Source organism: Saccharopolyspora halophila (genome assembly GCF_039531955.1).
Lineage (GTDB): Bacteria > Actinomycetota > Actinomycetes > Mycobacteriales > Pseudonocardiaceae > Saccharopolyspora > Saccharopolyspora halophila.
This window is the reverse complement of sequence record NZ_BAAARA010000001.1, coordinates 215,730-233,931: the sequence shown is the minus strand read 5'-3', so window position 1 is coordinate 233,931 and position 18,202 is coordinate 215,730. Positions and strand designations below refer to the sequence as shown.

Sequence of the window (18,202 nt, the reverse complement as noted above, 5' to 3'; positions counted from 1 at the left end):
GCGTGGCCTTTCGCGTCCCTGCACCGGGGATGTTTTGCCTTGGCCTGTTTGGTACGTCGGCACATCTCTTTCCGCTCGGTGAATCGGTCCCGGTCGGGATTGACGTGCCGACGCGAGAGGAGTTCTGGATGGTCCACCCCGCCACCACCGATCAAGAGGAAGCCGCACCGCCGTCCGGACTGCGGCGTCGGCGCTTCCTCGCCTACCTGGCGGCGGCCCCGACGCTCACCGTGGCCGCCAAGTTCGCCGCGCAAGGCGAGGCCGCGGCCGCACCCGGTCCGGTGTCCGCGCAGCTGCCGCTGCCGCCGCTGTCCGAGGTCGCCGATTTCGGCGACGTGATGGTGCTGGCTTCCACGCCCACCACCGCGCTGATGAAGCTCGAGTTCACCGGCGACAACAAGGTGCTCTTCGAACTGCCCCGGCTGGAGGTGGGGCAGGGCCTGAACACCTCCGTGGCGATGATCCTGGCCGAAGAGCTGGGCGCCCGGGTCGACGACGTCGCGGTGAAGCTCTCCGACGCCCGCCCCGAACTGGTCTGGAACCAGTTCACCGCGGGTTCCACCTCGATCCGCACGCTGTGGCACCCGCTGCGCACCATGGCCGCCGCCGGTCGCGCGCGACTGATCACCGCTGCGGCGCAGAAGTGGGGCGTGCCCGCCGAGCAGCTGAAGGCGCAGGGCACCGGCATCGTCGGCCCCGGAGGGCGCAAGGCGAAGTTCGGCGACCTCGCCAAGGACGCGGCCAAGGTGATCGCCCCGTCCGTGTCCTCAGCGCCGAAGGACGCCGCGGAGTACGCGGTCGTCGGCAAGGGCCACGGGCGCGCCGACGCCAGGGACATCGTGACCGGCCGGGCCAAGTACGTCTCGGACATCAAGATCCCGGGTTCGCTGGTGGCCGTGGTGGTCCGCCCGCCGACGCTGGACGGCGAGGTCCAGTCCTTCGACGACTCCGCCGCCCGCCGCATGCCGGGCGTCAAGGAGGTCACCGAGATCCCGACCGGTGTCGCGGTCGTCGCGAACTACACCTGGCAGGCCATGGAGGCCGCCAAGAAGGTCGAGGTCACCTGGTCGCAGGGGCCGATCGCGGGACAGTCCGATTCGGACATCCAGGCGCAATTGGCCGACATGACGGGCACTCTCGGCGACACGCTGGGCGACGGCGCGGACGCCGGCGAGATCGATGAGACCTTCGACTTCGCCTTCGTCAGCCACGCGCCGATGGAGAACAACTACGCGGTCGCCGACGTCAAGAACAAGCGCGCCGAGATCTGGACGCCCGCGCAGTCCCCCGTCGCCGCGCAGAAGGACATCGCCGCGGCGATCGGGATTCCGCTGTCCTCGGTGACGGTCAACGTCACCCGGGCGGGCGGCTCGTTCGGCAGGCACCTCTTCCACGACGCGGCGATCGAGGCCGCGCAGGTGTCCAAGGCCGTCGGCAAGCCGATCAAGCTGTTCTGGACCCGCCCCGACGACACCAAGCACGGCCGGATGCGGCCGGCCTCGCACCACCGCATCAAGGCCTCGATGCGCGACGGATCGGTGCGCTCCTGGGCGCACAAGATGTCCTCGGTGCAGGTGGACTTCACGCACGGCCTCGGTGATCTGCTGACCTCCACGGTGGTGCAGGCCGAGGTGGGCAAGCTGCCCGCGAGCCAGCTCTACTTCAACCTCACCCAGTCGATTCCCTACGAGTTCGGCACCACCACGATCTCGCTCAACGATCTGCAGCTCGACGGCGTGCACACCGGCAGCTGGCGATCGGTGCACTCGGCGACCTTCCGCACGGCCGAGGAACTGGTCATCGACCAGCTCGCCGAGCAGGCCGGCGCCGACCGGGCGCAGTTCCGGATGGACAACCTCAAGAACGAGCGCGCGATGACCGTGCTGCGCAAGGCCATGGAGAACGGCGACTGGGGCCGCTCGCTGGGCCAGGGCAAGGCCCAGGGCATCTGCGTGCACGAGGAGTACCGGTCGGTGGCGGCCTGCCTGGTCGAGATCGACGCGAACGACCGGGAGAACCCGCGGGTGACCAAGGCCCGGATCGTCGTCGACGTCGGCCAGCCGATCAACCCGCGCGGCGTCGAGGCGCAGATGCAGGGCGGTCTGGTCGACGCGATCTCCACCGTGCTGCGAGCGAGCAACCACATCGACGACGGCGCGGTCCGCGAGAGCAGCTACGGCGACTTCCAGTGGGCCCGGCAGCGGCACACCCCGCGCGACCTCGGCGTCGAGGTCCTGCCCGCGACCACCGGCGACCCGGGTGGCGCGGGCGAGCTCGGAGTTCCGGTCGCCGCAGGCGCGATCGCCAGCGCCTACGCCGCGGCCACCGGCACCAAGCCGCGCACCTTCCCGGTCAACCACTGACCTCTCCGCCTTCTTCGCCTCAAGGAGTACCTGCTTTGCCTTCCTACGAACTGACCGTCAACGGCAAGGACGTCGAGGTCGACGTCCCGGAGGACATGCCCCTGTTGTGGGTGCTGCGGGACGAGCTGCGCATCACCGGGCCGAAGTACGGCTGCGGTGTCGGCGTCTGCCGCGCCTGCACCTGCCTGCAGGACGACGAGGAAGTCCAGACCTGCATGGTCAAGATCCAGGACGCCGACGGCTCCGAGGTCACGACCATCGAAGGGCTGGCCGACGACGACGGGCTGCACCCGGTGCAGCAGGCCTGGCTGGACAACGACGTCGCGCAGTGCGGCTTCTGCCAGCCGGGACAGATCATGACCGCGGTCGCGCTGCTCAACGAGAAGAGCGAACCCACCGACGAGGACATCGACAAGATCGAGAACGTCTGCCGGTGCGGCACCTACGGGCGGATCCGCCAGGCCATCAAGCAAGCCGCCGAGAACACCAACTCCGGCTGGTTCTGGTAATCAGGGAGTCGGAAACCCCTGGGGTTCCGAGCCTTTCGGAGCCCCAGGGTCGGTGGCCGGTTCACCCGGACCGGCCACCGGAGAAAGCGCAACATGCACAGATTTGATGAGGGAATGACACTTCGAAGCACCGTCCGCCGCAGCAGCTCCGTCGTGCTGGCGCTCGCCGCCACCGCGGCGCTGGCAGGATGCGGCGGCGATTCCGGTAACCAGCAGCCCCAGGAACAGCCCGCTCCGCAGGCGGAGAACGAGACGCAGGGCGCGAACAAGCCGCACATGGGCGACGCATCGCTGCCCCGCGCCGATTCCATCGAGGGGGCGGACCTGCGCAGCGGCGAGCTGAAGCTGCTGCCCACCCGGCCGCCCGGCCTGGACCAGGCGACCGGCACCGCCTGGCTCGCGCTCCACGACGGCGGCACCACCGCGACGCTGGAGATGACCGGCCTCAAGCCCGGCGGCAAGTACAAGTCGCACCTGCACGCCAAGCCGTGCTCGGAGGAGAACGGCGGCGGTCACTTCCAGTTCGACCCGAACGGCTCGGAGAAGCCGCCGAACGAGGTCCACCTGGTCTTCACCGCCGACGCGGACGGTCACGCGCTGATGACGGCGAACAACGACCGGCGCGCCGAGGCCAAGTCGCTGGTGGTGCACCCGGCCGAGTTCTCCGACAATCGCGTGGCATGCGCCGATTTCTGAGCAGCACCCTCGGCGCGGTCCTGACCGCGTTGCTGGCGATGCCCGGCCTGGCCCACGCGCACAGCGGGCTGAGCAGCGCAGACCCCGGCCCGGGCGGCACCGCCCAGGCCGGGGTCGACCGCATTGAGATGGATTTCGCGGGTGACCTGGGGTCCAACGCGACGGTGGAGGTCCGCAACGAGGCGGGCACCAACCTGGTCACCGGTGATCCGGAGATCTCCGGAAATCACCTCTCCGTGTCGATGGAGCCGCTGCAGAAGGGGCTCCACACGGTGAAGTACACGATCACCTTCGACGACGGCCACACCACCAACGGCGGTTACTACCTCCAGGTGGCGCCGGCTCCGGCCGGTGCGAAGGGCTCGTCGGCGATGCCGTGGTTCTACACCGCTGGCGGGGTGGTGATCGTCGCCCTGCTGGCAACGATCGTCGCACTGCTGGTCCGCAGACCGGCCACCGACTGAGCGGCCCTTTCGGCATGCGGAGGCGGCCGCCAGCCGGAGCGCGGCCACCGGCAACGCCGCCGGTTCCGACACGTCGTCCGGCGCGGGCGACCCGCTGGTCCCCGGATCCGGAACGACCCCGCGGCCGGACGGCGTGTCGAGTTCGGCCACCCGCACCACCGTCCGGCCGACGGCTCACAGGTGGAGCTTGGCGATATCGCGCCCGAGCGTCTCGAGCAACGACGCCGCCTCGGTCATGCACCGCTGCGGGTCCTTCTCGAGAGCCGCGAGGGTGTGCACCGACTTGAAACCCGCTTCGGCCCAGCGTTCCTCGGCGAGGTCGCAACGGCCAGCCACGGCCACCGCCGGGACGCCCGCCGCGGCGGCACGAGCGGCCACTCCCGCCGGCCCCTTGCCGTGCAGCGTCTGCTCGTCGATGGAGCCCTCGCCGGTGACGACGAGCCCGGCGCCGTCGATCCGATCGTCGAAACCGACCAGTTCCAGGACGACGTCCACGCCCGGGCGCATGGACGCGCCCATCGCGGCCATCGCCCCGAACCCGACACCGCCCGCGGCACCGGCCCCGGGCAGCTCGGCGACGTCGCGGCCACCCGCGGCCAGCACGGCCCGGGAGAACTTCTCCAGCGCCTCGTCGAGAACCCGCACCTGCTCCGGCGTCGCGCCCTTCTGCGGCCCGTAGACGTGCGCTGCGCCGCGCTCCCCGGTCAGCGGGTTGTCCACGTCGGACGCGAGCACGATCTCCACCTCGGACAGCCGGGGGTCCAGCCCGGCGAGATCGACCTCGGCGACCCTGGCGAGCGGTCCACCGCCCGGCGCGATCGGGTAGCCGCGCTCGTCGAGCACCCGGGCGCCGAGCACGGTGAGCATGCCCGCTCCACCATCGGTGCAGGCGCTGCCGCCGACTCCCAGCACGATCCGCCGCACGCCGGCGTCCAGCGCGGCCAGCACCGCCTCGCCGGTGCCGTCGCTGGAGGCGGACAGCGGCTCCAGCTCGTCGTCCGGGTCCATCGCCGACAGACCGGAGGCCGAGGCGAGCTCGACCACCGCGGTGTCCCCGTCCACGGCGACGGCGGTGTCGGCCGGTCCCCCGACGGGTCCGCTGACCCGCACCGGGATCCGGGAGAACCCGGCCGCCAAAGCCACTTCCACCGTTCCGTCACCGCCGTCGGCCATCGGGGCCCGCCGGACCTCGACGTCGGGCCGCTCGGCGCGGATACCGGCGGCCACCGCCTCGGCGACCTCGGGCGCGGTGAGCGAACCCTTGAACTTGTCCGGTGCGATCAGTACGGGACCAGGCAACGCGTTCTCTCCTACGTGGCTTCAAGACTTCCCTGCGGACCCGCCCCGCGCCGCGGTGCGAGTCCGGCGGTGGTGGGCGCTGGCTGCCCGTCGCCGGACGTCGAGCCGGTGGTGACTCGCACTTCGGCCTCACCTCTGCTCGACGAGTTCAACGACGGGTGCCGAAACTCTTGTCCACCGGCGTACCCCGGGTCAACGGGTTCGCCACGACGAGCGACGACCCAACGGATACGGTTTGTCCCCAGGAGGTGGCGCCGATGATCCTGCACGCCGAGTTCACCACAGAACCCTTCGAGGGCGAAGGGGAACCGCCGGAGCACGCCGCAGCTGCCCACAACTGCCTGACCGAAGCCGGCCTGGAACCCGATTTCGGCCCGCTTGGCACGGCCATCACCGCCGACCGCGAGCGACTGCTGCCCGCCCTCGCCGAGGTTCTGGACAAAGCTCTGGACGCGGGCGCCACCCGCATCACGCTGCAGGTGACCGCCGATGACGACCAACCCTGAGATGCATCCGCTGGCTGACGCGATCGCCCCGCTGCTGGAGCACATCGGCGCCACCGCCGTGCGTCCCGAACAACGCCGGCCCGGCGACATCGTGCTCGACTGGGACGGCGAGCCCGCGGTGGCGGTCCGGGTGCCCGGCGAGGAACTCACCAGCGCGCTGGATCGATTGATCCGCACCGTGGAGACCGAGCTGGGCGGCAGCCTGCCCGAACTGCCGCGCGCCGACAAGCAGAAGGCCGTGCGGTTGCTCGAGGAGCGCGGGGCCTTCACGATGCGCAAGTCCGTGGAGACGGTCGCCAAAGCGCTCGGCGTCTCGCGGTTCACGGTGTACAACTACCTCAACCGGGAGAAATCCTGACCTGCGGGTTTCAACAAACTGACCTGCGGGTTTCAACAAAGTGTTGACACTCTTCGGGGGCGGTCGTAGCTTCAGTCACACCGAACGCCACCTCGGGGAGATCCGATGCCCGACCTCAACGCACTGGCCCACGACGAGCTCGTCGACAGGCTGCTGGCCTGCATGAACGTTCCGCGGTGGGCCGAGGACATCGCCGCGGCCCGCCCCTACGCGACCTCCGGCGAGCTGCTGAACGCGGCCGACGAGGCCGCCCCGGATCTCACCACCGACGAGATCCACCGAGCGCTCAGCGCGCACCCGCGCATCGGCGAGCAGCCGAGGGGCGAGAACCGGGACGCCAGGTTCTCGCGCAGCGAGCAGGCGGGAGTCGGAGACGAGCTCGCCGAGGAGCTGCGCGCCGCCAACGCCGAGTACGAACGCCGGTTCGACCACGTCTACCTGGTCTGCGCCTCCGGGCGGACCGGCGAGGAGCTGCTGGCGATCCTGCGTTCCAGGCTGAACAACGACCCCGACACGGAGCTGGGCATCGTGGCCGAAGAGCTGCGCAAGATCGCCCGGATCCGCTTGGAGAAGGTGATCGACTCTTGAGCGCCGTGACCACGCACGTCCTCGATGCCGCCCGGGGCAAACCGGCCGAAGGCATCGCGGTCCGACTCGAGACGGCAGGCGGTGCGCCGCTGGCCGAGGGCGTCACGAACGCCGACGGGCGGATCGGCGATCTGGGCCCGGACCGGCTGGACGCCGGCGATTACCGGCTGACCTTCGGCACCGGCGACTACTTCGCCGCACGCGGGGTCGACACGTTCTACCCCGAGGTCGCGATCACCTTCCGCATCGCCGATCCCGCTCAGCACCACCACGTTCCACTCCTGCTGAGCCCGTTCGCCTACTCCACCTACCGAGGGAGCTGACATGGGCATCGTGATGGGCCCCAACCAGTACGGCAAGGCAGAGGTCCGCCTGGTTGCGGTCGACCGGAGCAGCCCGCGGCACACCGTCAAGGACCTCAGCGTCAGCACCGCGCTGCGGGGCGAGCTCGACGCCGTCCACCACCGCGGCGACAACAGCAAGGTGCTGCCCACCGACACGCAGAAGAACACCGTCTTCGCCTTCGCCAAGCAGCAGCCGGTCGGCGAGATCGAGGACTTCGCGCAGCGCCTGGGCAAGCACTTCACCTCCACCGCCGAGGGCATCACCGGCGCCAGGGTGCTGATCGAGGAGTACGGCTGGCAGCGCATCCCGGTCGACGGCGAGGGCCACGACCACTCCTTCAGCCGCACCGGTGACGAGAAGCGCACCACCGCGGTGACCATCGACGGCGACCGCACCCACGTGGTCTCCGGGCTCAAGGACCTCGTGGTGCTCAAGTCCACCGGTTCGGAGTTCTGGGGCTACCCGAAGGACGAGTACACGACGCTGCCGGAGACCAACGACCGGATCCTGGCCACCGCGGTGACCGCGCGCTGGCGCTACCGGCACACCGACGTCGACTGGGCCAAGAGCTTCGAGGCCATCCGGGCCAGCCTGATGCAGGCCTTCGCCACCACGCACAGCCTCGCGCTGCAGCAGAGCCTCTACGAGATGGGCAAGGCGGCGCTGGAGGCGCACCCCGAGCTCGCCGAGGTCCGGCTCTCGCTGCCGAACAAGCACCACTTCCAGGTGGACCTGTCGTTCTGCGGGCTGGAGAACGACAACGAGGTCTTCTTCGCCGCCGACCGCCCCTACGGCCTCATCGAGGGCACGGTCAAGCGCGACGACGTCGAAGACGAGCCGATGGCCTGGTACACGACCCCGGAGTTCTGATTCCCGGGGCACTGCCCGCAGTTTCCTCGAGCCCGGCGCTTCGACCACCGGGCTCCACGTCGAACGGATCACCGCAGAAGTCGGGCGCCGAGGTGCCCGTCCCACCGCAGCGCGCGATTTCTGCGGTGATCACTCATATCCGATTCCCAGTTCCGACGCGAAACGTGTTGGGAACACGGATAAAAACCAACCAAAACAACGAGTGGCGATAGTGGTCTAACTCGAAAATCCCCTGGCCCACATTGGAGTGCGCTATGGCCCGTACCGACCACCGAAGCGTTCACCCCGTGGACGAAGTCCTCCCGCCGACTCGCATGCTCGCCTACGGGGTGCAGCACGTCGCCGCGATGTACGCGGGGGTCGTGGCGCCACCGCTGATCGTCGGCGAAGCCATCGGCCTTCCCCCGGTGCAACTCACCCTGCTGATCGGCGCGAGCCTGTTCACCGCAGGACTGGCCACCGTCCTGCAGGCCGTGGGCGTGTGGAAGATCGGCGCCCGGATGCCGTTCGTCAACGGCGTCACCTTCGGATCGGTCGCCCCGATCCTGGCCATCGTCGCGCAGCAGAGCGGCGGCAACCCGCTCTCCGCGGTCTACGGATCGGTGCTCATCGCGGGCGTGCTGGCCTTCCTCGCGGCCCCCTACTTCTCCCGCCTGGTGCGGTTCTTCCCGCCGGTGGTCAACGGCACCGTGATCACGCTGATCGGCCTGTCGCTGATGCCGGTCGCCATCGACTGGATCGCGGGCCAGGACGCCGAGTCACCCGGCTACGCGGCTCCCACCAAGATCGCCGTCGGCGCGGTCACGTTCGCCCTGGTGCTGCTGTTCAACCGCTTCCTGACCGGTTTCTGGAACCGGATCGCGCTGCTCATCGGCCTGCTCGCGGGCAGCCTTATCGCCTGGCCGCTGGGCCTGATCGACACCTCCACGTTCGGCTCGGCCCCGGTGTTCAACCTGCCGACGCCCTTCGCGCTCGGAATGCCCTCGTTCAGCATCACCGCGACCATCTCGATCTGCATCGTGATGCTGGTGGCGATGATGGAGTCCACGGCGGACATGATCGCCCTGGGCGAGATCGTGGACCGGCCGGCCGACGAGAAGACCATCGCCGCGGGCCTGCGCGCGGACGGCGCGGGCAGCGCGATCTCCGCCGTGTTCGGCGGGTTCACCTGCTCGGCGTTCGCGCAGAACATCGGCCTGGTCGCGCTGACCCAGGTGCGCAGCCGGTACGTGGTCGCCGCAGGTGGTGGCGTGCTGGTGCTGCTCGGCGTGTTCCCCGTCGTGGGCGCGGTCGTATCGCTGGTCCCGCAACCCGTGCTCGGCGGTGCCGCGCTGGTGCTGTTCGGCTCGGTGGCCACAAGCGGCATGCGCACGCTGAGCAAGTGCGAGCTGGGCGATCCGCGCAACTCGCTGATCGTGGCGGGCGCGCTGGGCATCGGACTGATCCCGGTTGCTGCTCCGGAGTTCTATACGGGGTTCCCGGAATCACTGCGCACCGTGCTGGATTCCGGCATCAGCACGGGCTGCATCGCCGCCCTCGCGCTCAACCTCCTCTTCCGCCCCACCAAGACCGCAACCCCCGAGACGCACTGACAGCTCTACCCGAGTCCCCACCTGAAACAGCGGCTCCGCCGCGCTCCCAGCACGACCTCGGGGCCCTGCACCACGGCTCCGCACATGCGCGCGGCGGCGGTGACAGTTTTGCCTAAAACTGCGGTGCCTCCGGAGCCCGAAATGTCCGGACAGTTTTAGGGGTCCTTGCGGTATGCGGCGGAGCCGCTGCTTCAGGTGTGGGACTCAGCTCGCGCGGCCGCGGGTTCTGACGCGTCGGGTGGCGAGGACAGCCGCGACGCCGCGTAGGTGGCTACTCGAGGAGCGGATCCCGCAGCCACACGGCGCGTCAGAACCGCCACCGGCACCGCCGCGCAAGCCCCACACTGAAAAATCTCCTGAGCCGAAATGTCACTCCCTGCGTTTCGGCTTCATCGGAGAGCAACGAAACCCGGGCCGCACTGCGCCATGTGCCTGAACTTCGCCCGGCGAACGGCCGTTCTTGCTGTTGTGCGGGAAACCACATTGGCCGGGTCTCGTTGAGCCGATCAGACGCCAACCGTTGGGAGACGCAATGCGGATGCGGACCCCGGTCACAGCGAGCGTGATCGGATTAGCACTGCTGGCTTCGCAGGCCACCGCCAGTGCCGCAGGCGGCGACCCGCTCAGCGACAAGCAGTGGGGCCTCGATCAGATCCACGCCCCGGAAGCGTGGGCGCACAGCACCGGTGCCGGAGAAGTCATCGCCGTGGTCGACACCGGGGTCGACCTGGGACATCCGGACCTGTCCGGCAAGCTCGTCCCAGGAGCCACCTTCACCTGCGGTGGAGGCCCGGCCCCGTGCGGCAACGGCGATTGGCGGGGCCCCGACGGCGTCGGCCAGGAGACCGATGGGCACGGCACGCACGTCGCCGGCATCGCCGCGGCGACCACGGGCAACGGCACCGGCATCGCCGGTGTCGCCCCGGACGCCAAGGTGATGCCGATCAAGGCGCTGGAGGCCGGTTCGGGCACGTTCGACGAGATCGGGGCGGGCATTCGCTACGCGGCCGACCGCGGTGCGAACGTGATCAACCTCAGCCTGGGCGCGGCGCCCGGTACCCAGGTGCTGACGCTGCTCGGCCAGCAGGCGGGCGCCAAGGAAGCCATCGCCTACGCCAGGGAGAAGGGCGTTGTCGTGGTCGCCTCGGCGGGCAACGAGACCTCGCCGCTGTGCGACACCCCGGCGTGGGAAGCGGGCGCGCTGTGCGTGGGCGCCACCGATGCCAACCGGCTGCACGCGGTGTACTCCAACCTCGGGATCTCCCCGGACACCAAGGCGGTGTCGGCGCCCGGCGGATCCTCGCTGGGCGACTGCGACGCCGACGTGTGGTCCGCGGTGCCGCGAGGAACGGGCTCGCCGGAGTGCGGCATGCCGGACTACGACGCGCTGGCCGGGACCTCGATGGCGGCACCGCAGGTGGCCGGTGTCGCCGCGCTGCTGGGAGCCCAGGGCCGGGATGCCGACGGCATCGAGCAATCGCTGATGGAGACCGCGGTGACCCCGATCCTCGGGACGCGCGGGCTCTACGACCCGATCTACGGGTACGGCGTCGTCGACGCCCTGGCCGCCGTGCAGCAGCCGCTGTGAGCACGACGTGACCGGGCAGTCGTGACCGGAACGCCGTGAGCGGTAATGCTTTTCGCTATTATCACTCACGGCGTTCCAGCGCTGTTGCGAAACCGCTCGACCGCACGCGCCGATCCGGGAACAATGACGTCATCGGGCAAGATGACAACGCGGTCTCGGGAGTGCGCGGGCGATGGATTTCTCCAAGCTGTTCAAGATGGTCACACCGGCCAAGCACCATTCCTCCGATCATTCCGGTTCCGGCAGGAAGCGCGGCCGGGGATCCGGCTCCGGCGGGCGCCACGGTTCCAGCAGCGGCGATCACCACCGGCGCAGGCGATCCAGCAGCGGTGGGCATCGCCGTCGTCGCAGTCACAGCTGATCGTGGGCGAGCAGCGTGCGGTGCTGATCGAGTCCGCGAGCTCCTACTACCCGGACGAGCCGACGCAGACGTGGGGCCCGCCCGGGCCCGTGCTGGGCCCCGGCGACGCCCTGGCGCCCGGTTACCGGGTGGTCACGCATCTGCGCCGGGGCGGCAGGCTCGACGTATACGACGTGTGGAGCGAGCAGCGGACGTGCCGCTGCATCGCGAAGACCCTGCGTCCGGAGCGGGCGACCGATGAGCGCGCGATCTGCTGGCTGCGCAACGAGGGCGTGCTGCTGACCCAGTTCGCCCATCCGCACCTGGTGCGCGGCTACGAGATCGTGCGCAACGACGACCCGGACCGCCCGGTGCTGATCACCGAGACGCTGCCCGGGAGCACGCTGAGCTACTTGATCGCCGAGCACGGCACGCTGGAGCCGCTCGACGTGGCCGTGCTGGGAATGCAGCTGTGCTCGGTGCTGACGTACTTGCACCGGCACAACTGGGTGCACCTGGACGTCAAACCGTCCAATGTGGTCGAAGCGGGCGGTCGCGCCGTGCTGCTCGACCTGAGCCTGGTGTGCCGGGTCGGCGAGCGCAGCTCGGCGGGCACCTTCGACTACCTGTCCCCGGAGCAGGCCGCCGGCGAGCGGATGACGCCGGCCGCGGACGTATGGGGGTTGGGCGTGACCCTCTACGAATCGTTGTCCGGCACGACTCCCTGGGCCGAGGAATCGCACCGGCAGCGATCCGACGGCGGCAGCCGCTACTACCCCCAGCGCGAGCGACCGGCCGCCCCGGTGGGCACTCATCGCGACCTGCCGGCGGCGCTGTCGCAACTGGTGGACGCCTGCCTGGCTCCCGAGCCGAAGGATCGGCCGAGCATCGCCGAGGTCTCGGCCTGCCTGATCGACTGGTCCGGCCTGGACCCGGCAGCGGCGGACCCGGGGTAGCGCCCCCGGGGACATGCGGTCCCCGGCGAGCGCAGCGGCTTCCGGACGGCCTAGCGGCGCCGGAAGGCGATCGCGCAAGCGGTGATCGCGACGGCCAGCGCCAGCTGCCCGCCCCAGACGATCCGGTTGACGTTCACCGCGGGGTGCCAGGCGACCGCGCCGTCGGCGGAGATGGCGAACGCCCCGGCCGGTTCGGCGTTGAGCCCGAACCCGCCGCCCGCGCCGTTCTCGTCGGCCTTTCCGCCGCCGCCTCCGCCGCCACCGCCGCGCACCCGGGCCACCGGCAGCAGGGTGGTCCCGCCCTGCTGCACCGGCGTCCCGAACACCTCGCGCTCGCCGAGCCTGCCCGCGAGTTGCGTCGCGATGTCGCCGTTGTGCTCCATGCCCATACCTCCCGGATCCGGTTCACCCAGTCTGCCCGCCCGGCGACGAACGCGCGGGCCAAACCGGGCGAGGGAGTCAGAAGGTGATGACCTGGCGCATCGCCCGCCCGGAGGCCAGCTCGTCCATCGCGCGGTTGATGCCGTCGAGGGTGACCTCGCCCGAGACCAGTTCGTCGACCGGCAGCTTCCCCGCCCGGTAGAGATCGGCGTATTCCGGGATGTCCTCGCTCGGCAGCCCCGACCCCAGGAACGAGCCGATGATGGTGCGGGTCTCGCTGACCAGGGCCAGCGGCGAGATCGTGCTCCGGGCTTCCGGCGACGGCAACCCCACCGAAACGGTGCGGCCCGCGGGCGCGGTGACCGCGACAGCGGTCTCGAACGCCTTGCCGTTGCCGCTCGCGTCGATGACGACCGCGGATTTGTGCCCGGACTCGACGGCCTCGTCCGGGTCGAGCGCGCCGGTCGCGCCGAGCTCGCGCCCCCGGTCGCGCTTGTCCTGCAGCGGATCGACGACGGTGACGCTCCCGGCGCCCAGGGCCTTGGCGACCAGCACCGCGGCCATGCCCACCCCGCCGACGCCGACGACCGTGACGTCCTCGCCCGGCTGCAGCGCGGCGGCGTTCTTCACCGCCCCGCCGCCGGTGAGCACCGCGCAACCGAGCAGCGCTCCGATCCCCGGCGGGATGTCGTCGTCGACCGGGACCATCGAGTGCCGGTCGACCACCGCGTGCGTGGCGAAGCCGGAAACGCCGCAGTGGTGCTGCACCTCGGCGCCGTTCCAGCTCAGCCTGCGCTCGCCGGAGAGCAGGGTGCCCGCGCCGTTGGCCGCCCAGCCGGGCGTGCACAGCCGCTTGCCACCCGCCCGGCAGGCCTCGCACTCCTCGCAGCGCGGCACGAAGTAGAGCACCACCCGCTGCCCCTCGGCGACGTCGGTGACCCCGGGCCCGACCCGCTCGATCCGCCCGCATGCCTCGTGCCCCAGCAGCATCGGGGTCGGCCGCACCCGGTTTCCGTCCACAACGGACAGATCGGAGTGGCACACCCCCGCGGCCTCCAGCCGCACGAGCGCCTCCCCGGGACCCGGCTCACCGAGATCCAGCTCGGTCACCGCGATCGGCTCGGACGACTCCCAAGGACCAGGCCTGCCGCATTCCTGCAGCACAGCACCCCGGATCCGCATACCCACGCTCCTTCCGACAGACCCATCTCCGCACGTCGGACCTCCCGGCGCAAGACACTTGCCGCAACCCGCGCGAACGCCCCGGCGAATCCGCTGTTCACCGGGGCGTTCGCGGTCGGCTCAGAGGCGCCCGAGCGCGCGCAGGTCGTCCTCGGCCAGGCCGGTCATGGACTCGACCTCCTCGGCATCGGTGGCGCCGTTGTCCAGCGCGCGGACGAAGGAGGCAGCCAGCGCTCGGGCCGTGGCGGGCTCGTCGAGCACCGCGCCGCCCGCCGCGGACGTGTAGGCCGCGAGCCTGGCCGCCTCCGCACCGGCGGAGTCCCGGAAGGCGGCGAAGACGGCCGCGTAGCGGGTGACCAGCTGGGCCGGGTGCAGGTCCCAGCTCTGGTAGAAGCCGTGGGCCAGCGACCTGCGGAGCAGGTCGTAGTGGGTCCGCCAGCCGTGCTCGACCTGCTCGCCGACCGGCAGGACGTTCGTCGAGCCGTCCGAGAGGAACACGCCCGTGCCCGCGGCGGCGACCTGCATGGCGTGCCGGGCGAAATCGCAGGCGCCGTGCGCGAGGTGCTGGTGCGCGGCGGTCAGCCCGCAGGCGGCGGTGTAGTCGTAGGTGCCGAAGTGCAGCCCGCTCACCCGGCCGGCACCGGCACCGAGGAAGCGCGGCAGCGCGAACCGGCCCTCGGAGTCCACGATGGACTGGGTGGTCTCGACCTGGATCTCGAACCGCAGCGCGCCGTCGGCCAGCCCGAATCGCCGTTCGGCCAGCGCCAGGACCTCCACGAACACCTCGACCTGGGCCACGTCGACGACCTTCGGGAAGGTCAGCACCAGCCCGTCCGGCACGCTGCCGTGCCGCGCCAGCAGGGCGGTCAGGAACACGTCGAGGGTGCGCACCGAGCGCGCCCGCAGCTGCGGGGTGTCGAAGGACTTCACCCGTAACCCGAAGACGCCCGGGGCCACGCCGTCGCGCAGCCAGTCCGCCACGACGCCCGCGGTGCGCTCCGCGTCGGCGTCCTCGACGGCGTCCGGGTCCGCGGCTCCCGCGGGGGCGAGGTAGCCGTCCTCGAAGTCGATCCGCAGGTCCTCCACCGGATCCGAGGCCAGCTTCGACCGCACCCGGGGGTGCACGGCCCCGGCGATCTCGCCGGAGAGGCCGAGCGCGGAAGCCAGCGCCTCCGGCGTGGCGGCGTGCGAGTCCAGCGCGGACAGCGCCTCGGAACCCCAACGCCGCAGCACTTCGGCGTCCACGCGATCCGCGGGCACGTAGCAGGTGTGCACCGGCTGCCGCGCGGCGCGCGCACCGGGGTACCGCCGCGCGACGTGATCGTCCACAGCGGACAGGCGCGACAGCAGGCGGTTGACTTCTGCGGTTTCCAACGAGGTTCCGGACACTCGAACTCCCCTCAACGTGAAAGCGGGGGTGCCGGAACGCAACGCCGGCACCCCCACCAGGACCACTCAGTCGATCTGCTCGTAAGCGGGCAGCGTGAGGAAGTCGACGAAGTCGTCGGCCACCGCGACCTGCTCGAACAGCTCCACCGCGCGCGAGAGGTTCTCCGTCGGGAACCCGGCCTCGCTGCGCAGCGACTTCTCCACGTCGGCCAGGTTCTCGCGCACCAGCTCGAGGGTGACCTGCTGGCCGTTGGACAGCGTCACGCTGTTGTGCAGCCACTGCCAGATCTGCGAGCGCGAGATCTCGGCGGTCGCGGCGTCCTCCATCAGGTTGTGGATCGCCGCCGCGCCGTTGCCGCCCAGCCAGGACGTGATGTAGCGGACGCCGACGTCCACGGCCGCGCGCAGGCCCTCGGCGGTCTTCTCACCGGGGGTCTCGGACACGGCCAGCAGCTGGTCGGCGGTGATCTCGACGTCCTCGCGCTTGCGGTCGATCTGGTTCGGCTTGTCGCCGAGGACCGCGTCGAACTCCTCGAAGCAGATCGGGACCAGACCGGGGTGCGCGACCCAGGAACCGTCGAAGCCGTCGCCGGCCTCGCGCTTCTTGTCCGCGTGGACCTTCTCCATCGCGGCCGCGTTGGAGTCGTCCTTGGTCGGGATGAACGCGGCCATGCCGCCGATCGCGAACGCACCGCGCTTGTGGCAGGTGCGCACCAGCAGCTCGGTGTAGGCGCGCATGAACGGCGCCGTCATGCCAACCGAGTTGCGGTCCGGCAGGATGTACTGGTCCGAGTCGCGGAAGGTCTTGATGACGCTGAACAGGTAGTCCCAGCGACCCGCGTTGAGGCCCGCCGAGTGGTCGCGCAGCTCGTAGAGGATCTCCTCCATCTCGAAGGCGGCCGGGTAGGTCTCGATCAGCACGGTGGCGCGCACCGAGCCGTGCGGGATGCCGAGCTCCTTCTGCGCGTGGGTGAACACGTCGTTCCACAGCCGCGCCTCGAGGTGCGTCTCCATCTTCGGCAGGTAGAAGTACGGACCGCTGCCGCGGTTGATCAGCTCCTGCGCGTTGTGGAAGAAGTGCAGGCCGAAGTCGACCAGCGCGGCCACGACCGGCTCGCCGTCGACGAGGATGTGCTTCTCGTCGAAGTGCCAGCCGCGCGGCCGCACCAGCGGCACGGCGTGGGTGACGTCGTCGCGCAGGGTGTAGGACTTGCCGCCGGGCACGTGCAGCTCGATCTGCTTGCGCACCAGGTCGTAGAGGTTGACCTGACCGGAGACCACGTTGTCCCAGTGCGGGGTGTTGGCGTCCTCGAGGTCGGCCAGCCAGATCTTCGCGCCGGAGTTGGCGGCGTTGATCGCCATCTTGCGGTCCGTCGGACCGGTGATCTCCACGCGGCGGTCGGCGATGTCGGCCGGCGGCGCGGCGACCTGCCAGTCACCCTCGCGGATGTGCTTGGTCTCCTCGAGGAAGTCCAGCCTGCCGTTGCGCGAGGCCTCGGCGCGACGCTCCGCGCGACGCTCGAGCAGCTCATCGCGCCGCGCGCCGAACGCGCGGTGCAGCCCGGCCACGAACTCCAACGCCTCGGCGGTGAGGATCTCGTCGCCGCGCTCGACGGCGCCGCCGAGGACCTGCACCCCTGCCGTTTCGGACATGAATCGTCCACCTCTTTCTGCTGCCGGATCTAAGGGGTTGTTCCAGCATGCGGCAGTAGCTGCGCGCGGTGCGGGACTCGAGTCGCGGTCCCCGCAGTACGGCGGCGTCCGAGGTTCCGCCACCCGCACCGCCGAGCGAGCCGCAAGCTGAAACATCCCCTTAAGACGGTGGTTGATGACTCACCCTGCCGCGCTGCCCCGATCCGCGCAGCGGACGAGCTCGTGGCGACGCGATGAACATCTCCATGAAATTCTGCATCGTGGATGTTAGTTTCCACATAGCGTTCAAGGCAACATGAGCTTGCACACCGACGGCGGACTAAACTTCGGCTGATGCCGGGAGAGGGAGCCACTATGACTACGGGCCCACAGCGAGCGGGCGGCGGTGTGCAATCGGTCGAGCGCACCTTCGAGCTGCTGGAGCTGATGGCCGACTCCGGCGGCGAGGTCGCGCTCTCCGACCTGGCCGAGCAGTCCGGCCTGCCGCTGCCGACGATCCACCGGATCATCCGGACCCTGGTCAACAACGGGTACGCACGCCAGCAACCGTCGCGGCGCTACGCGCTGGGCCCGCGCCTGATCCGGCTGGGCGAGACCGCCAGCCGGGCGCTGGGCTCCTGGGCGCGGCCCTACCTGGCGGAGCTGACCGAGATCACCGGCGAATCGGCGAACATGGCGGTGCTCGACGGCGAGCAGATCGTCTACGTCGCGCAGGCGCCGTCCCCGCACTCGATGCGGATGTTCACCGAGGTGGGGCGCCGGGTCGACGCGCACGCCACCGCGGTCGGCAAGGCGGTGCTGGCGACGATGCCGGCCGACGAGGTCGCGCAGCTGCTCGCGCGCACCCCGATGTCGCCGAAGACCGAGAACACCATCACCACGATCGAGTCGATGCACGAGGAGCTCGAGCGCATCCGCGCCCGCGGCTACTCCATCGACGACGGCGAGCAGGAGGTCGGCGTGCGCTGCTTCGCGGTGGCCGTGCCCGGCGCCCCGGCCGGAGCGGCCATCTCGATCTCCGGTCCGGAAGCGCGCATGACCCGCATCTCCACCGACGAGGTCATCCCGCTGATGCAGCGACTGGCGAGCAGCCTGTCGGCGGAGCTGAGCGCCAGCGCCTGAG

General features: G+C 70.4%; 18 protein-coding genes. 13 read left to right on the top strand and 5 right to left on the bottom strand.

Features of this window, described 5'->3' with window-relative positions; translation table 11 throughout:
- Nucleotides 1-128 precede the first annotated feature (128 nt).
- From ABD289_RS01195 to ABD289_RS01180, 4 genes are all read left to right on the top strand, one after another.
- Entirely contained in the window at nucleotides 129-2,363 is a 2,235-nt protein-coding gene (locus ABD289_RS01195) for a xanthine dehydrogenase family protein molybdopterin-binding subunit (protein ID WP_344125488.1), read from the top strand.
- A 35-nt stretch (nucleotides 2,364-2,398) separates the two neighbouring features.
- Entirely contained in the window at nucleotides 2,399-2,872 is a 474-nt protein-coding gene (locus tag ABD289_RS01190) for a (2Fe-2S)-binding protein (protein ID WP_344125486.1), read from the top strand.
- A gap of 114 nt (nucleotides 2,873-2,986) precedes the next feature.
- Nucleotides 2,987-3,568 carry a hypothetical protein gene (locus tag ABD289_RS01185; RefSeq protein ID WP_344125484.1) on the top strand — a complete coding sequence of 194 codons (582 nt, stop codon included), beginning with the start codon at nucleotides 2,987-2,989 and terminating at the stop codon, nucleotides 3,566-3,568.
- Nucleotides 3,553-4,032 (top strand): copper resistance CopC family protein, encoded by a 480-nt coding sequence (locus tag ABD289_RS01180; protein WP_344125482.1) that lies wholly within the window; start codon nucleotides 3,553-3,555, stop codon nucleotides 4,030-4,032. Before ABD289_RS01185 ends, ABD289_RS01180 begins: the two co-directional genes overlap by 16 nt.
- A 174-nt stretch (nucleotides 4,033-4,206) precedes the next feature.
- Here the strand turns inward: ABD289_RS01180 and ABD289_RS01175 are convergent, their stop codons facing one another.
- Nucleotides 4,207-5,331 (bottom strand): glycerate kinase, encoded by a 1,125-nt coding sequence (locus tag ABD289_RS01175; RefSeq protein ID WP_344125480.1) that lies wholly within the window; start codon nucleotides 5,329-5,331, stop codon nucleotides 4,207-4,209.
- Nucleotides 5,332-5,588: 257 nt separating this feature from the next.
- Between ABD289_RS01175 and ABD289_RS01170 the strand changes: the two genes are divergently transcribed.
- From ABD289_RS01170 to ABD289_RS01135, 8 genes are all read left to right on the top strand, one after another.
- Nucleotides 5,589-5,837 carry a thiamine-binding protein gene (locus ABD289_RS01170; RefSeq protein WP_344125478.1) on the top strand — a complete coding sequence of 83 codons (249 nt, stop codon included), beginning with the start codon at nucleotides 5,589-5,591 and terminating at the stop codon, nucleotides 5,835-5,837.
- 1 nt (nucleotide 5,838) lies between these two features.
- The gene (locus ABD289_RS01165; RefSeq protein WP_425564529.1) at nucleotides 5,839-6,195 is read left to right on the top strand and encodes a helix-turn-helix domain-containing protein; all 357 of its coding nucleotides are present in this window, start codon (nucleotides 5,839-5,841) and stop codon (nucleotides 6,193-6,195) included.
- 105 nt (nucleotides 6,196-6,300) lie between these two features.
- Entirely contained in the window at nucleotides 6,301-6,783 is a 483-nt protein-coding gene (uraD, locus tag ABD289_RS01160; protein WP_344125474.1) for a 2-oxo-4-hydroxy-4-carboxy-5-ureidoimidazoline decarboxylase, read from the top strand.
- Entirely contained in the window at nucleotides 6,780-7,106 is a 327-nt protein-coding gene (gene uraH / locus ABD289_RS01155; protein ID WP_344125472.1) for a hydroxyisourate hydrolase, read from the top strand. The genes uraD and uraH overlap by 4 nt, the downstream gene beginning before the upstream one ends.
- 1 nt (nucleotide 7,107) lies before the next feature.
- Nucleotides 7,108-7,998 (top strand): factor-independent urate hydroxylase, encoded by an 891-nt coding sequence (pucL, locus tag ABD289_RS01150; protein WP_344125470.1) that lies wholly within the window; start codon nucleotides 7,108-7,110, stop codon nucleotides 7,996-7,998.
- 287 nt (nucleotides 7,999-8,285) lie between these two features.
- Nucleotides 8,286-9,590 (top strand): nucleobase:cation symporter-2 family protein, encoded by a 1,305-nt coding sequence (locus ABD289_RS01145; protein WP_344125468.1) that lies wholly within the window; start codon nucleotides 8,286-8,288, stop codon nucleotides 9,588-9,590.
- Nucleotides 9,591-10,122: 532 nt separating this feature from the next.
- Nucleotides 10,123-11,178, top strand: a complete 1,056-nt coding sequence (locus tag ABD289_RS01140; RefSeq protein WP_344125466.1) for a S8 family serine peptidase — start codon at nucleotides 10,123-10,125, stop codon at nucleotides 11,176-11,178.
- 363 nt (nucleotides 11,179-11,541) lie between these two features.
- A complete protein-coding gene (locus ABD289_RS01135; RefSeq protein ID WP_344125463.1) occupies nucleotides 11,542-12,474 on the top strand; it encodes a serine/threonine-protein kinase in 933 nt (310 codons plus the stop codon).
- Nucleotides 12,475-12,524: 50 nt separating this feature from the next.
- Here ABD289_RS01135 and ABD289_RS01130 read toward each other — a convergent pair whose 3' ends face one another.
- The 4 genes from ABD289_RS01130 to aceB all read right to left on the bottom strand — a co-directional run bounded on the left by ABD289_RS01130 (nucleotide 12,525) and on the right by aceB (nucleotide 17,079).
- A complete protein-coding gene (locus ABD289_RS01130; protein ID WP_344125461.1) occupies nucleotides 12,525-12,857 on the bottom strand; it encodes a hypothetical protein in 333 nt (110 codons plus the stop codon).
- 76 nt (nucleotides 12,858-12,933) lie between these two features.
- Nucleotides 12,934-14,037: an alcohol dehydrogenase catalytic domain-containing protein gene (locus ABD289_RS01125; protein ID WP_344125459.1), complete on the bottom strand. Its 1,104-nt coding sequence runs from the start codon at nucleotides 14,035-14,037 to the stop codon at nucleotides 12,934-12,936.
- A gap of 120 nt (nucleotides 14,038-14,157) precedes the next feature.
- Nucleotides 14,158-15,426 carry a DUF6986 family protein gene (locus ABD289_RS01120; protein ID WP_344125457.1) on the bottom strand — a complete coding sequence of 423 codons (1,269 nt, stop codon included), beginning with the start codon at nucleotides 15,424-15,426 and terminating at the stop codon, nucleotides 14,158-14,160.
- 66 nt (nucleotides 15,427-15,492) lie between these two features.
- Nucleotides 15,493-17,079, bottom strand: coding sequence for a malate synthase A (gene aceB / locus ABD289_RS01115; RefSeq protein WP_344125455.1), 1,587 nt, complete (start codon nucleotides 17,077-17,079; stop codon nucleotides 15,493-15,495).
- A 354-nt stretch (nucleotides 17,080-17,433) separates the two neighbouring features.
- Between aceB and ABD289_RS01110 the strand changes: the two genes are divergently transcribed.
- Complete coding sequence (locus ABD289_RS01110) at nucleotides 17,434-18,201, top strand: IclR family transcriptional regulator (protein WP_344125453.1); 768 nt, start codon at nucleotides 17,434-17,436, stop codon at nucleotides 18,199-18,201.
- Nucleotide 18,202 lies beyond the last annotated feature (1 nt).